This window comes from Pseudoalteromonas sp. L23, from assembly GCF_021728455.1.
Lineage (GTDB): Bacteria > Pseudomonadota > Gammaproteobacteria > Enterobacterales > Alteromonadaceae > Pseudoalteromonas.
The window spans coordinates 52,921-67,794 of the sequence record NZ_JAKKCW010000019.1; the positions used below are offsets into that span (position 1 = coordinate 52,921).

The 14,874-nt window shown below is 42.5% G+C and carries 14 protein-coding genes; 13 read left to right on the forward strand and 1 reads right to left on the reverse strand.

From position 1 onward, the window contains the following. Window positions 1-82: 82 nt before the first annotated feature. From L3V43_RS21300 to L3V43_RS21355, 12 genes are all read left to right on the forward strand, one after another. Complete coding sequence (locus L3V43_RS21300; protein WP_102058449.1) at window positions 83-913, forward strand: DUF692 domain-containing protein; 831 nt, start codon at window positions 83-85, stop codon at window positions 911-913. Further along, window positions 906-1,706, forward strand: coding sequence for a DNA-binding domain-containing protein (locus L3V43_RS21305; RefSeq protein WP_237117348.1), 801 nt, complete (start codon window positions 906-908; stop codon window positions 1,704-1,706). The genes L3V43_RS21300 and L3V43_RS21305 overlap by 8 nt, the downstream gene beginning before the upstream one ends. A gap of 543 nt (window positions 1,707-2,249) precedes the next feature. Then, window positions 2,250-4,115, forward strand: coding sequence for a S8 family serine peptidase (locus L3V43_RS21310; protein WP_010603659.1), 1,866 nt, complete (start codon window positions 2,250-2,252; stop codon window positions 4,113-4,115). Between the two features lie 93 nt (window positions 4,116-4,208). Next, window positions 4,209-5,051 carry a response regulator transcription factor gene (locus L3V43_RS21315; RefSeq protein ID WP_237117347.1) on the forward strand — a complete coding sequence of 281 codons (843 nt, stop codon included), beginning with the start codon at window positions 4,209-4,211 and terminating at the stop codon, window positions 5,049-5,051. 65 nt (window positions 5,052-5,116) lie between these two features. Beyond that, window positions 5,117-7,222 (forward strand): TonB-dependent siderophore receptor, encoded by a 2,106-nt coding sequence (locus L3V43_RS21320; RefSeq protein WP_237117346.1) that lies wholly within the window; start codon window positions 5,117-5,119, stop codon window positions 7,220-7,222. 161 nt (window positions 7,223-7,383) lie between these two features. Further along, window positions 7,384-8,517 carry a PepSY-associated TM helix domain-containing protein gene (locus L3V43_RS21325; protein ID WP_237117345.1) on the forward strand — a complete coding sequence of 378 codons (1,134 nt, stop codon included), beginning with the start codon at window positions 7,384-7,386 and terminating at the stop codon, window positions 8,515-8,517. Between the two features lie 63 nt (window positions 8,518-8,580). Beyond that, window positions 8,581-9,297, forward strand: a complete 717-nt coding sequence (locus L3V43_RS21330; protein WP_102058444.1) for an aspartate/glutamate racemase family protein — start codon at window positions 8,581-8,583, stop codon at window positions 9,295-9,297. A gap of 110 nt (window positions 9,298-9,407) precedes the next feature. Continuing rightward, on the forward strand, window positions 9,408-9,632 hold the full coding sequence (locus L3V43_RS21335) for a DUF4177 domain-containing protein (protein ID WP_010603664.1): 225 nt from the start codon (window positions 9,408-9,410) through the stop codon (window positions 9,630-9,632). Further along, the gene (yidD, locus tag L3V43_RS21340) at window positions 9,625-9,849 is read left to right on the forward strand and encodes a membrane protein insertion efficiency factor YidD (protein ID WP_237117344.1); all 225 of its coding nucleotides are present in this window, start codon (window positions 9,625-9,627) and stop codon (window positions 9,847-9,849) included. The genes L3V43_RS21335 and yidD overlap by 8 nt, the downstream gene beginning before the upstream one ends. A gap of 18 nt (window positions 9,850-9,867) precedes the next feature. Continuing rightward, entirely contained in the window at window positions 9,868-10,254 is a 387-nt protein-coding gene (locus L3V43_RS21345) for a membrane protein (RefSeq protein WP_010603666.1), read from the forward strand. After that, a complete protein-coding gene (locus tag L3V43_RS21350; RefSeq protein ID WP_102058442.1) occupies window positions 10,217-10,990 on the forward strand; it encodes a M48 family metallopeptidase in 774 nt (257 codons plus the stop codon). Before L3V43_RS21345 ends, L3V43_RS21350 begins: the two co-directional genes overlap by 38 nt. A gap of 418 nt (window positions 10,991-11,408) precedes the next feature. Further along, window positions 11,409-12,380: a transposase gene (locus L3V43_RS21355; RefSeq protein WP_237117343.1), complete on the forward strand. Its 972-nt coding sequence runs from the start codon at window positions 11,409-11,411 to the stop codon at window positions 12,378-12,380. Window positions 12,381-12,447: 67 nt separating this feature from the next. Here L3V43_RS21355 and L3V43_RS21360 read toward each other — a convergent pair whose 3' ends face one another. Then, window positions 12,448-13,632 (reverse strand): serine hydrolase domain-containing protein, encoded by a 1,185-nt coding sequence (locus tag L3V43_RS21360; RefSeq protein ID WP_233525270.1) that lies wholly within the window; start codon window positions 13,630-13,632, stop codon window positions 12,448-12,450. A 448-nt stretch (window positions 13,633-14,080) separates the two neighbouring features. On the opposite strand from L3V43_RS21360, the gene L3V43_RS21365 reads away from it, so the two are divergent. Beyond that, window positions 14,081-14,752 (forward strand): hypothetical protein, encoded by a 672-nt coding sequence (locus tag L3V43_RS21365; protein ID WP_237117342.1) that lies wholly within the window; start codon window positions 14,081-14,083, stop codon window positions 14,750-14,752. Window positions 14,753-14,874 lie beyond the last annotated feature (122 nt).

Genomic DNA, 14,874 nt, shown 5'->3' on the forward strand with positions numbered 1-14,874 from the left:
GCTTTAACCTCGGCGCGTGTTTATCTATCAAGATTATTATTGCAATAGATAAACACGCACAATGCATTAAAAGAGCGCAATTATGTCAGTACCCTTTCTGGGCTTTGGTCTTGGCCTACGCACGTGTTATTTTGACGCTATTATCGACACTCAGCCACAAGTAGATTGGTTTGAGATTATCTCTGAGAATTACTTTGTCGACGGCGGCAAGCCTTGGTATTACCTCTCGCAGATTAAAGAGCACTACCCCATTGTGATGCACGGAGTATCGATGTCGATAGGCAGTACTTCGCCCCTAGATATGAATTACCTTGCGCAACTTAAACGCACCATCGCACGGGTTGAACCCGAATGGGTGTCAGATCACCTCTGCTTTAGCAGCTTAGGCGAATTTAATAGCCATGATTTATTGCCACTTCCCTACACTGAAGAAGCGCTGATACATCTCACCGCAAGAATCAATCAAGTACAAGATTACCTTGAGCGTCCAATGATTTTTGAAAATGTCTCAAGTTATTTAAACTACAAACAATCTGAGCTGACAGAGTGGGCGTTTTTGAGCGAATTACACCAGCGTACCGGATGCCAGTTATTACTCGACATCAATAATGTATATGTAAGCTCGCGCAATCATCAATTCGACCCAATGACTTACCTAAACGCCATACCAACACAAGCAATCGCGCAAATCCACTTGGCCGGCCATAGCGATTTTGGGACCCATATTGTTGATACGCACGACCAACCAATTTGCGAAGAGGTATGGAGTTTATATCGACAATATACTCAGAACAGATCTCCCATTAACACCATGATTGAGCGTGATGATAACTTTCCTGAGCTCGCGGGATTGTTACAAGAGCTGAACTTGGCCAAAGGAATAGCCCCTAGCAGTTGGAGAACATATGGCTGATCTCGCCGCGCTGCAACACGCCTTTATTGCAATGCTAAAAGGCGATGACAGCCAATTAATGGCTGAAATTGAATATCAAAGTGGCCTGAATGTCGCACAACGTGCGCAAATATACACTAACGCTTACCACATCAGATTAAAAAAAGTGTTAGAACAAGATCACGAAATGCTTGGCTTTTATTTGGGTGATGCCCTGTTTGATGAGATGTTCTCGGGCTATCTAGAGCACTTTCCTTCACGTTCGACCTCATTGCGCCAGTTTGGCGACGCGCTTCCTGAATATTTAAGTCAATTTGAGCCATTTAAGCTCTACCCTATTCTCACTGAAATCGCACAATTTGAACGTACATTACTCAGTGCATTTGACGCAGAAGATGCGCCTCAATTGGGACTTGTGCACCTACAAAAAATTGCAGCAGCACAATTTCCAAACTTGCAGTTTACTTTTCACCCCAGCGTTCACTTATTGGGATTTACACATAATGCGGTCGACAGCTGGCAAGCGTTAAAGAACAGTACACCTGTCCCTGAAGTATCCACAAAACCAAACTACTGGATACTCGCCAGAGAGCGCGATATGCGCACTGGGTATCACTCGTTAACGGAAGCAGAATTTGCTTGTCTACAAAGCATGAAGAATGCACTGCCGTTTAGTTTTGTTTGTGAATACGCGGCCGAGCAAAGTGATGATTTAGCACAAGGCACAGCAATGGTGATGCAGTTACTGCAAAAAGGGCTTAACTTGGGATGGTTTAGTGGCTTTAAAGTTGCGATATTCAACAAATCGGCATAGAAAATGAGGATCAAAGAGAAGCTAAAGCTGTATCAACCAGGTTTAATAATAAGCATGGTTTTCACCTTGGTTGGTTTTGTCCTTGTTAACAATTCAAAAGTCAAAAACCGAACCTAAATGTAAAGATAAATTAACAAAAATCACATACCCTATACTCATTTGGAATTTTTACAGCCTATTTATTCCCCTTTCCTTGTAGTGTTACCTCTCCCTAAAATAAAAATTAACCACATGTATTTATTGGTAAAATATAAAAATCAGGAGAAAACCTCTCGCTTATCTGGTCAGCTAATCTATGCATTAAAATACGCATTGTAAATTTTTTTTGTATTTTTTGTTTATTTTTTAAGCTTTACTTCTATCCTAGTGTAACCAGTCGAAATTATGTGCAATTTTAATTTAGTTGGCGTTGTTCACTATCACAAAACAAACGCAACCAAGCGTTGAAATTTAGTGAATAACGCGTCTACAGCAGCTAGATAAGTTCATAACCTTGAGATTGGTAAACACAATTAAACAAAACAACATGCAAGGAACAACAAAATGCGTAAATTAAGTGCTATTAGTTTTGCAGTATTAGCGGGTTTGACTTCAGTCAACGCACAAGCCGCTAAAATACTTAGCGTAGAATCAAACAAAGCAATTAAAGATCAATACATCGTTGTATTTAGCACCCCTTCAGTCCTTAACGTTCAAAACAGCAAAGCAATTGCGGCCTTCGCTAATAAGCAGGCAAAAGCGTTAGAAAACAAACATAACGTAAGCATTACAAAAGAATTTGGTGGTGTACTAAATGGTGTGGTCATTAATGCATCTGCAAAACAACTAAAAGGGCTTCTTAATAACCCTAATATTGACTATATCGAACAAGACCAAATGGTTACAGTGACCCCCGCTATCACAGCAAGCGGCGACCAAGCTAACCCTACTTGGGGTCTAGATCGTGTCGATCAACGTAATCTACCGCTAAACTCAAACTACCATTATGATTTTGATGGTACTGGCGTAACGGCCTATGTTATCGATACCGGTGTTCGCATTAGTCACAATGAATTTGGTAACCGTGCATCACATGGTTATGACTTTGTTGATAATGACAATGATGCAACAGACTGTAATGGCCATGGTACCCATGTTGCGGGCACAATTGGTGGCGGTGAATATGGGGTAGCAAAAAACGTCAACATTGTTGGGGTAAGAGTATTGGGTTGTAACGGCTCGGGTTCATATTCAGGCGTTATCTCTGGTATCGATTGGGTTAAAAACAATGCATCAGGCCCATCCGTTGCTAACATGAGTTTGGGTGGTGGCGTTTCTCAAGCGGTTGATGACGCAGTAAATAACGCAGTTGCCTCAGGCGTTAGCTTTGTTGTTGCGGCGGGTAATGACAATAGCAATGCTTGTAATTACTCACCTGCACGTGCAGCCGATGCAATCACTGTGGGTTCAACCACAAGCAGCGATGCCCGCTCTAGCTTCTCAAACTATGGGAACTGTCTAGATATTTATGCACCGGGGTCAAGCATCACCTCAGCTTGGTATAACTCAGATACATCAACCAACACCATCAGTGGTACTTCGATGGCCGCGCCACACGTTGCGGGTGCTGTTGCGCTATATTTGGATGAAAACCCAAGTCTAAGCCCATCACAAATTGATAGCTTGCTGAGCCAACGCTCATCAAAAGGTAAAGTCTCTAACCCACAAAGCGGTTCACCTAACGAGCTACTTTATACGCTAGCTGATGGCACTGATCCGGATCCGGACCCAGATCCAATCACAGAGCTAGTTAACGGCCAAGGCGTCAGTGCATCTGGTGCATCTGGTCAGCAAACTTTCTATAAGTTGGTTGTTCCAGCAGGCGCTAGCGCGCTGAACTTCTCACTTGCTGGTGGTACTGGTGATGCCGACCTGTATGTACAGCAAGGCACACAGCCAACGCTGAATAGTTACGCTTGTCGCCCTTATAAAAACGGTAACAATGAATCATGCGATTTCACTAATCCGACTGCTGGTGATTGGTATGTGATGCTAAATGGGTACTCTGCGTATGCAAATGCAACGCTCACTGGCACTTACTCATCAGATCCTGGTGGCTGTGGTAGCAACTGCTTAGAAAATGGCATTCCAGTAAGTGGTCTTGCCGGTTCATCTGGCCAAGAGTTACTATACACCATTGATGTTCCAGCAAATGTAACCTTGACAGTTGCGAGCTCTGGCGGCTCTGGCGATGCAGACTTGTATGTTCGTAAAGGTGCAGCACCTACGACATCAACCTATGACTGTCGTCCGTTCTTAAATGGTAATAACGAGTCTTGTAGTTTAAGTTCAGGTCAAGGTGCAACCTATTACATCAAATTGCGTGGCTACTCTAGCTTCTCTGGCGTAACGCTTGTTGCAAGCTACTAATTGGCTTTATTACAAATAAATCTCATTTCGTTTGGGGTTTATTGAAAAAACAAGTACAGTGGTGGTTCGTTTGAGCCGCCACTTTTGTTTTTAATGAGTATTGTACTAGACCTCTACAGCCAATTATTACATCAAGGATTTTATGACCATGTATCTGACGGTGAATTACACAACGAAGTACCACTCATCTCCAGTAGCATCTCGCAAGTAAAGCTCGATGGCATTATTTACCATCGCACTGCGCAAACTGCGGCGATGATGCCTGAAAACTATGGTAGTTTAATCCTTATCACTGAAGGAAGTGGTTGGTGGTTGACTGAACAGTCTTTACAGCGTGCTGATCTAACGAAGTTAATCTATCTTGAAGCAAATCAAAAACATGTATTTCACCTTCCGACACAATACCACGCCGTTAGCTTTAACTTTCCAATCAATTGGCTCGTATCTCGAACGGGCAAGCGGCTTTTGCATGGACAAGCACTGACAATTCCCTCTGGTCTAACAACATTACTCAAAAGCGCCTTAACCGCCACAACGCTAAATTTAACAGCGGCAAAATGGCTTGAAGATGAAATTGTACTGCATCTAAGTGTTTGCCAGCCGACTCAATTACCAACGTCGCCGCTAGCGGAGTTAAAACAGCTCATCTCTACACATGCAAATGATGAAGCATTTTGTATCGACATGCTATGTGACCATTCAGGCTGGTCAAAACGTTATATTCACAAACTATTTGCCGCATCTGATCTGAGTGCCAGTGAATATCTTATCCGCACTAGGCTCACTCATGCTTATTTTGAGTTACTTAATAGCTCTGCATCCTTAAATCAAATTGCTATTGATAGCGGATTTAAAAATCAGGCGCACTTCAGCCGTCGTTTTAAGCAATTATTTTCTCTTTCTCCCAAACAAATTTCACAACGAGTGCACTCTTAGACAAAAGTGAACCGTGCAAAATATATATAATAAGAATCACTCTCATTATCCATAGTAGTAGAACAATGAAAATTAACACGCTCTATGCTGCAGTGTGCCTCTCACTGCTTTCTCAAACCACAAGTGCCAATGAAAACCAAAAAGATGAGTTAGAAAGAATAGAAGTTCAGGGCAGCCAATATAAAAGTACCGGAACAAAGTCGTCTTTAGCACCAATCAACGCGCCCTTTTCTATTTCTCATATAGATCAAGATACCCTGCAACTACGCCAAGCTGACTCGGTCAATGCTGCGTTACGCTATGTTTCTGGTATCACACCAGAAAGCCGCAGCACGGTCACCATTTTTGACCAATACACTATTCGCGGTTTTGAATCTTATCGAAACTATTACGATGGCCTAGAACTGCAATCCAATAACCTTTGGAATTTATATCCTCAAGTTGATGCCTTTGCCACCGACACCATTGAGGTGCTAAAAGGCCCAGCGTCAGTACTTTACGGCTCAGCCCCGCCAGGTGGCATGGTGAATCAAATCGCAAAGCTTGCCAATGGCACTGAGCAAACACAGGTTCGCCTGAGAGTCGGTAGCAGAGCGCTCAAAGAAATCGGCGTTGATCATGGAGGTGTGATCACCGATGAGCTGAGCTATCGTGCCATTGCGCTATCAAGAACAAGTGATGGCCAGCAAAAAACAACTGAAGAAGAACGCACTGTATTTGCACCATCACTGCGCTGGCAACCGAGCCATGATACGGCTTTAACTGCACAGCTTTATTACCAAGACGATCCCAAAGCTATACCGTCCACTCCCTTACATAGCGTTGGTACGCTCACGCGTGCAAGTTACGGTTATCTAGATGCCGATGCATTTGCAGGCGATATCAATTGGTCTAATTTTGATAGAACAACGCTAATGGCAGGGCTAAAGTTGGAACACAATTTGTCCGACAATTGGTCTTTATTTGCCAACTGGCGTTACACCGATGCAGAAGGCCTACAGCAAAATACCTACAACCAAAACTTAATTGCAGATAGCGATACCATACTTGCCCGTGCAGCATATAAAACCGATGAAACGCAACATGGCTATGTTTTAGACAACCAATTGTCTACTCACTTTACGGTTGGCAACTCATCACATCACTTACTCTTGGGTTTTGAATACAAAACCTTAAGCTCAACCGTAGGGTATTGGGATACTCTCGGGACAGGCACACCAAACATTAATCTAGCAGCGCCCAATTATGCAGCCTTTGATGTAGGCGCTTTGCCACTTAACTTCTATACCGAAGCGCACGATATTGAACAGAGTAACCGTGCGTTTTACGTCCAAGACGAAGTGACAATATCAGCGCTAACCCTCTTGGCAGGTCTTAGATACGACAGTTTCACCAGTGATGTTACTGCTGATAAAAACTACGCTGGCACCGAGTGGCAAACGGAATCAACTATTGATGACACCCAACTCACCGGGAGGATTGCCGCACTTTATCAGCTGGACTCTGGTTGGCGACCTTACGTAAGCTATAGTCAGTCATTTGAGCCCGTTGCAGGAGAAGATAGCGTAACTCAACAAGCCTTCAAACCAACTGAAGCAGAACAATGGGAACTTGGCGTTAAATATCAATCTCGCGATACACAGCTAACATTTGCGCTATTCGATCTCACCAAGCAGAACGAAATCATTAACAGCAAAGACTTTGTCACGAAAACTCAAGCCGGTGAAATCCAATCCAAAGGTATTGAGCTTGAGGCTTCTCACACCTTTAACGAACAAGTTGATGTGCAGTTCAATGCCACGCATCTAGACCAGAAAGTCACTAAAAATGAATTAGACCAAGATTTGGTGGGGAAACGCTTAGTGTGGGTTGCAGATAACACCGCATCGCTTTGGTTGAACTATTATCCAAGCCTGCTAGACGCACTTAAAGTAAGTGTTGGTGCTCGGTATGTTGGCGAGAGTTATGTTGGCAAATACAACTCTGATACTGTGCCATCCTATACCTTATTTGACATCGCCTTTGATTATGAACTCAGCGAGCATGCCAGGCTCACCTTTAGCATTAGTAACCTCAGTGACAAGCGTTACGTTGGCGCATGCTATGACGAAAGTAACTGCTGGATGGGGGCAGAGCGCAAAGCCGATGTTGGTCTTCACTACCGCTTTTAGTCACTCATCTAGGAGAATTTACGGAAGGACATAGACTGAAAGATTTAAACGGACACCCACCTTAACGCGCCTGCAAGCATTAAGGTGGGTGTCCTTGTTAATTCAGCCTGTTTATTCATCCCTTTATTCATTCTCATTTAGCTTTAACTCAAAGGAAAACAATGCGTAAAACACTATTTAAATGGCACAGTGCAATGGCATTAATCGCGATACTGCCGCTCGCCGTTATGTCAATCACAGGTAGCATGTTGGTGTTTAAATTCGAGATAGACAGCCTATTACTTCCAAAGCAAGCAACATTGACTTATCAGGACCAAGGCGTCCAACGTCAGCCCATGAAGGTGCTCGTTAATTATGTCGCAGACACCCATCCAAATTATGAAATTGGTAGCTGGGAAATATTTGATGATGGCTACGAAGCTGATAGAGTCTATTTATTAAAGCATGGCACAGACACGTGGTTTAAAACGTATCTAGATCCGTACGCAGGCAAAATGCTAAGCGAGCCTGTGGGTATTCACAGCGACTTTACTGATTTTATTCTTCACCTACATTACACCTTACTACTCGATGATGTGAGTAAAACCTTTCCACACATGGGTGTCGTTATCGGTTTAGCTGTGGCTATACTTTTTACCTTGCTCGGTGTTTCCGGTTTAGTGATATATCGGCGCTTTTGGCGGCGATTCTTTAGCTTTAGGCGACAAGCTCCTCGGCTCATCATGATGAGCGACCTGCATAAGGTAATTGGCATTTGGAGTTCGCCAGTATTGCTCGCGCTAGGTATTACTGGCGTTTACTTTAATGCAGTGGAGTATTATCACGAGGCTTTTGAACACCAAGAGGATGAGCACCATATTGTCAGCCACGCAATGTTTAATCACTCATTAGATTTTGATGCCATGATGACCCAAAGCCATCGTGCGGTTAACGGACTTAAACCAACCTACTGGCTATTTCCATTTGAGCCAGAGCAAACCAACATTACCATTTTTGGTAGCGTCGCCGATGCCAACCCGTTCATTAGTAACTATGCTGCAACGGTTAGTTTTGACGCGCAGTCTGGTATACAAACCTTTGCCTACGATATTCGAACGGCGTCTACTGTAGACAGGGTAATCGACAGTTTTAGAAAACTTCACTTTGGCCACTTTGCAGGGCTTACCAGTAAAATAATTTGGTGCATTATGGGACTCGCCCCCGTATTGCTTGGTTTTACTGGGTTATATTTATGGTGGCAAAGAAAGCGTAAAAAACACAAGAGTAAGAAAAACCGCCAACTCGCCTTAAGCTGACGGTTCAAGTTTCAATCCAGATCCGTTATTGTCGTTATTATCAGCAAATAACGAGCAATCACTATGAAACAACTTGGGCTAATTGGCGGTATGAGTTGGGAGTCAACACAAAGCTACTACCAGCTTATCAATCAAACCGTTAAAGCGAAGCTTGGCGGACTACACAGTGCCAAGCTTTGCTTGTATAGCGTCGACTTTGCCGAAATTGCAGAGCTTCAAGCAGCTGGTGATTGGCAGAAAATGACCACCATTTTGGCAGGCGCTGCTACGTCGTTGAAGCTTGCCGGCTCAGATGCCATTGTGATCTGTACCAACACCATGCATAAAATTTCAGATGAAATTAGCGCAGCGTCAGGATTGCCTGTACTGCATATTGCCGACGCAACCGCGAAGCGACTTAAAAATGACGGCATAAAACGCATCGCGCTGTTAGGTACGAGATTTACGATGCAGCAAGACTTTTATAAAGCACGATTACAAGATCTTCACGGCATTGAGGTCATAACACCTGATGGGGACCAACAAGCTTTAGTTCACAACATAATTTATGACGAATTATGTCGTGGTAAAGTCAACGCAAGCTCAAGGCAAACTTATCTAGACATCATCGATGCACTCTATCAACAAGGGGCTGAAGGGGTTATTTTAGGTTGCACAGAAATCGGTTTGCTCGTTCAGCAAGCGCATACTCAAGTTCCTCTTTATGACACGACCAAACTTCATGCTGAAGCCGTTGTAGAGTGGTCACTTGGAGCAACATCTTGCTTTATTCATGAGTAATATCAAATTTTGTTGTAATTAAAAAAATAACAACGAAATCGCTATTGTCGCGATTACTTGGCTACTATAGAATTAAATCTCACTTATTCTAATTAAATCAGGGATGTATTATGACCCAATACGACGAATATAAAGTTATCCATGTAGTTGAAGGTGGCTGCGGCACACTGTTACTTGGCTCAAGTGGATTACCGTTAAAAAAACTTGAAGCAACTTTAAACATGGAAGCGCAAGATGGCTGGCAGCTTGTTTTCCAAGTTATCGAAAACAAACGTTTTCTGCTATTTTGGAGCCGTGAAGCCGTGATCTTAACACTTGGTCGTAAACGTGCTTAAACGCTTTGCTCTGTCTGCCATTCGCCGCTATCAAGCGAATGGTGGAGCAAAAACCCACTTCAATATAAGTTGTAACTTTACGCCGTCATGCTCTGAATATACCTATCAAGCAATCGAAAAATACGGCTTCTTTAAAGGCATGCATATCGGCTTTTGTCGTATCAAGCGCTGTAATGACCCAGATTGTATTGAAGTAAAGTCAGACCCCCTACCGTGACCAATCCTAGGAGTTTGCATGGACGAAATAGCATTAAGAGAACAAGAAGAATCGTTAAGAAACCAAGTTGCTCAGCTAAGTCCTGAAGCGCGCAAGCAGTACTACCAACTTGAAGAACAGCTAGTAAAAGATCCTGATACTTACGCCGTACTCAATTACTTTTTTGCCGCAGGTTTACATCACTTTTATCTGGGTAAAACAGCACGAGGTGTAATTAACCTCACCTTGATGCTATTGGGGCTTGTATTTATTCTCTTTTATGGCTGGGTTCTGCTAATTTTAGTGTGTTTAATTGAGCTACCTCAGTTATTTAACAGCCAAAAAATAGTGAGAAAATACAACATCGATGTAATGCGAGAAGTACTAGATGAGCTCAAAGATACACAACAGAGTCAAACAGTCTAAAGAAACGCAGTGGCTTTGGATTATAGCGGCCACGGTAGTGGTCGTTTTATTTAGTGGTTATCAGTTTTATACCAAAGGCGTGCCGTACTTCGCTGAAGAGATCTCGGCCTCATTGCCCAAACAAATCTACCAAATCATCGACGAAGGCAGCCTAAACGAGCTAGATAACTCGGAATTCTCGGAGTCAAAGCTAAGTGAAATCAAACAGCAAGAGACTCGCGCTTTATTTGTCTCACTGCTTGGTACCAATGCATCGAGTGAACGTGAATTTAAACTTGAATTTAGGCAGTGGAAAGATAAAGCCAACGCCATGGCATTGGCCAATGGTAGCATTGTGATCACCGATAACATGGTCGAACTGGCATCTACTCAGCAAGAGCTTAGCGCAGTATTACTCCACGAGATTGGTCATGTCGAGCATAATCACGTCATGGAATCTCTTGTGAGCTCGTCTATCGTATTTGTCAGTTTGAGTGTCGTATTGGGTGACATCTCTGCGCTCTCAGATCTTATGATGCAGGGCGCAATGTTAGGTATCAACCAAAATTACTCTCAGCAAGCTGAACTCGAGGCTGATTTGTACGCGCATAACAAGCTAATGGCGCTGTATGGTAATAGTGACGCAATGATCTCTATATTCGAAAAACTCGCCAAGGAAAGCGATGAACAGCATAGTTGGTTAAGCACACACCCAAGCTTTGAGCAACGCATTGAGCAGCTCAAACAAAACCCGTGATCCTTAAAGGTTAAAATGGGTGTCTTATTAAATTCTGCTCAGTAGAAACTTTAAAAACAGCTTTTAAAAAGAAGCTTTTAAAAAGACACCCACCTATTTAACCTGAGGTTTGGATAAGGAATGTTCCAACTCATTGTTGCTAAAGCACAACTTAGTTCTTTCCTTGTCTAGCCAGAGAGTTTTAGGGAAAACACCGCTTCCGCGTCCTGCTCTCGCTAAGGTACCTACATCCTGTAGGCAAGGCGAATTTACGCGCCAATAGCTGGCTATTGGAAGTGAATTCAACGCAGTTAGCACTAAAACTGGCTGCTAGAAAGGCATTAATTATCCACAGCTCAGGTTATTTAGTATTTCATTTGTTAAATTGGCTAAGGCAATCTACTCTTAAGATACATTCAAAGGATTGAAGGTATCTAATATGGCCACTGCACGCTGCCGACAAATTTGTCTATCAGAAACCAAATATTATCACTGTATTTCTCGCTGTGTTAGGCAAGCCTACCTTTGCGGTAAAGACATAGCCACTGGGCGTTCTTACGAGCATCGCAGAGATTGGGTCGAAGAAAAGCTACTCGCCCTTAAAAAAACGTTTTGCATTGATGTCTGTGCATATGCGGTTATGAATAACCACACTCATATAGTTCTGCACGTTGATATTCAAAAAGCCAAACGTCTAACTGACAAAGCTATTATCATTCGCTGGCACAAGCAGTTTAAAGGCAATTGGCTCACACATAAGTTTATTCGTAATGAGCCATTATCAGATGCGGAAAGATCAATACTTGATAACACTATCAATATATATCGATCACGCATAACCTGTATAAGCTGGTTTATGAGAACTCTTAATGAGTATATTGCACGACGAGCAAATCGAGAGGACCAATGTACAGGTCGGTTTTGGGAAGGGCGCTTCAAATCACAAGCACTACTTGATGAAGCTGCACTTGCTGCGTGCATGGCCTATGTTGATCTAAATCCCATTCGCGCTAACCTAGCTAAGCTACCTGAAGAATCTAAATACACGAGTGTAAAAAAGCGTATTGAATTAGCCAAACAAGGTAAGCAACCTCGCTCACTATTCCGATTTGCTGGCAATCCGAGAAAGCATATGCCTAAAGGTATACCGCTTGAGCTGTCTTCATATCTCGAACTGGTCGAACTCACAGGGCGTTGCATAAGAAGTGACAAAATAGGTTGCATTATAAACAAACAACCGATTTTAGACAGGTTAAATCTAACCTCTAAGAACTGGATAACCCTGACAACACAATTTAGTACTGTGATCCATGGAGCTGCAGGTAGCTCAGCAGCAAAGCAAAAATATTGTGATTCACTCTCAATTCAACGGCGTTCAAATATATCCAAATGTGTCGCACTTTTTGGTTAATCATCAAATTAATTAATAATTGAGAGCCTAGACCAATTGCACCTTAGCGAGAAGCAATATAGCTTGCTTATTCATGCATCCATAATGCAGGCCAATCATAAACTTCAGAAATGGCTCTAGAGATTTCATGGATTAATTGAAAGCCATTGTCTGAGTTTGTCATAACGACAAAACCTCGGCCAACACTAGCAAAAGACACAGCATAGCAAGTATACCCGGCATTCCCACCACTATGTCTAAATCTATAAGCGTTACCTTCTCCATCGAGTCCTATTCCTGTACCACCAGCACCGGGAACTCTAGTAAGCATGACTTTCGCAAGATGTGGAGATAATAAGCTTTCTTCATCACCACGATAGGACTTACCTAGAGCAATCATAAATAATGCTAAATCAGAAGGAGTACTCCATAACCCCGCAGCTGCCTTTTCAGGATATAGCCGATAACCTCCAGCGATCATATTTGCTTGTAAATCATGACCTTTAGCAACTCTATATTGAGGCAGATTCAGCGACGCTAACTTAAAAGAGCTGTTATTCATGTTTAGGGGCTTTAATACCTGCTTTTCCATTAACTCAGAGAATGACAGCCCACTACTATCTTCCATCAACAGTTGCAAAACTGTCATGCCACCACCTGAATAAAATTCAGACTTCCCAGGTGTTTGAAACACTCTAACTGATGGGGAATTACTCAACTCACTCCCTTGTAAAACCTGTACGAGCGAAGGAGTTTTTTGGTTTCTGCCATAACCAGCGAACCCTTGTACATTGAGCCCTGAGGTGTGACTCATAATTCGACTGGGTGTCACTTTATTTTCTTTAGTAAATTTATTATTGGGGACCTGCCAGCGTGTAAGCTTACTGTTTACATCTTCATGTAGTCCAAAACGACCTAGCTCTATCATCTTAAAAGCACCAAAGCTCGTTACAGCTTTAGAAATGGAAGCAGCCTGAAACAGCGTATCCGGCGTTACATTTACTTTTGAGTACTCATCTGTAACGCCGTAACCTTTCGACCAAAGAATATGATTATTATCAAAAACAGTAATGCTAACAGCAGGGACGCGGTATGTGCTCATTCTGGATTGAAGTGTACTCGCTGTTTCACTACTCACTCCGTTATCATTAATTTCGCGAATACTCTGCTCGAATACTCGTTGTTTATTTACATAATCTGGTGCTACTGCTTTCAACTTTTGTTCTGCACAGCTCGCCACAGTAACCAGAGCTGCCAGCAGTGTGATTTTCATGACTCTCATATATCGGCCTATTCAAACACTAAAATATTATTGTCGTATTGAGGCCGTAAAAAGTTTGCTTTGACGACAATTAAGTTTCAAACATCAAACTAACTGTAGCGCCCGTATTGTTGGCATATGCATGTTGGCATATGCAGACACCCACTTTATCGTCACAGTTTAAAAATGGGTGTCTTTTTAACGTTCTCTCTCCGAGGAAAGCGACGAGCAACATAGTTGGATAAACACATACCCAAGTTTTGAGCAGCGCATTGAACAGCTACGGCAAAAGCCGTGAATCATAAACAGGAATAGCATTAATGCACTGAAAAGATGTTAAATAACTCCAGCTATTAACACTGACTGTTTCCTTATACCGTACAATCCCATTACATTTTTTAACTTGCAATCTATGTTTCTAAATTGGAGAATCTGTTTTTAAATGAATCACGGGTAAAAAATGAAACCATCCAAACTTTATCTACTACCTATAACAGTAGCCAGTATCAGCACATTTCTCACGGCCTGCACATCTGAAACAGAATCTGATCTGTTGAAAACAAACGCAATTAGTGCGGATATATCAATAAATTCAAATGGAGAAAGAGCCCGAATTGTGGCCGAGTTAAATGTTGGGGACTCGTTCGGCTCTAATGTAAATTTAAGCGAAGGCGATACACTAAGAGCGATCGTAAATGGTCAGACGATCCAATTGATTAAAGATACTGACATTCTAGATATTGATTACGAGGGCAGATCCTCTGTTGTAACTGGTAACAGCCTATATACTATCCAGTTAAATCGGAAGAAGGAAGAAAATGCTTCAGCGTCAGTTGAGCTTCCCTTAGGCTTCCTGATACTTACCCCCGAAGCAGAGAAAACTTTTCGATATGATGAAGATATTGAAATTCATATTGATGGAATAGACTTAGCGAGTGAGACATCTCTTATCGTTAACTATGCATGCCCGAATAATACGGGCGGGTTAGTGACAGGCTCTTTCTCAACACAGTTTGGAAACTCGACAAGCAATACATTCAATGCAAAAAGCGCTAGCCTCATAGATCTAGAGCAGATTGCAACTTCAAAACCATGTGAATTTGACATGGAAGTTCAGAGGGTTAGAACGTAAGCGTACCGCTAACTACACCTAGAGGCTAACATGCCAGGGCAGTAAACTGTTGATATCGTACTGTGGCTGGGCTAATTCGTTTAAGCAATGCATCACATAATCGAATGGGGTGTGGCCGTTTG

Coding starts and splice junctions, on each gene's coding strand:
- L3V43_RS21300 (WP_102058449.1), top strand. CDS start 83: ATGTCAGTACCCTTTCTGGGCTTTGGTCTTGGCCTACGCACGTGTTAT.
- L3V43_RS21305 (WP_237117348.1), top strand. CDS start 906: ATGGCTGATCTCGCCGCGCTGCAACACGCCTTTATTGCAATGCTAAAA.
- L3V43_RS21310 (WP_010603659.1), top strand. CDS start 2,250: ATGCGTAAATTAAGTGCTATTAGTTTTGCAGTATTAGCGGGTTTGACT.
- L3V43_RS21315 (WP_237117347.1), top strand. CDS start 4,209: ATGAGTATTGTACTAGACCTCTACAGCCAATTATTACATCAAGGATTT.
- L3V43_RS21320 (WP_237117346.1), top strand. CDS start 5,117: ATGAAAATTAACACGCTCTATGCTGCAGTGTGCCTCTCACTGCTTTCT.
- L3V43_RS21325 (WP_237117345.1), top strand. CDS start 7,384: ATGCGTAAAACACTATTTAAATGGCACAGTGCAATGGCATTAATCGCG.
- L3V43_RS21330 (WP_102058444.1), top strand. CDS start 8,581: ATGAAACAACTTGGGCTAATTGGCGGTATGAGTTGGGAGTCAACACAA.
- L3V43_RS21335 (WP_010603664.1), top strand. CDS start 9,408: ATGACCCAATACGACGAATATAAAGTTATCCATGTAGTTGAAGGTGGC.
- L3V43_RS21345 (WP_010603666.1), top strand. CDS start 9,868: ATGGACGAAATAGCATTAAGAGAACAAGAAGAATCGTTAAGAAACCAA.
- L3V43_RS21350 (WP_102058442.1), top strand. CDS start 10,217: ATGAGCTCAAAGATACACAACAGAGTCAAACAGTCTAAAGAAACGCAG.
- L3V43_RS21355 (WP_237117343.1), top strand. CDS start 11,409: ATGGCCACTGCACGCTGCCGACAAATTTGTCTATCAGAAACCAAATAT.
- L3V43_RS21360 (WP_233525270.1), bottom strand. CDS start 13,632: ATGAAAATCACACTGCTGGCAGCTCTGGTTACTGTGGCGAGCTGTGCA.
- L3V43_RS21365 (WP_237117342.1), top strand. CDS start 14,081: ATGAAACCATCCAAACTTTATCTACTACCTATAACAGTAGCCAGTATC.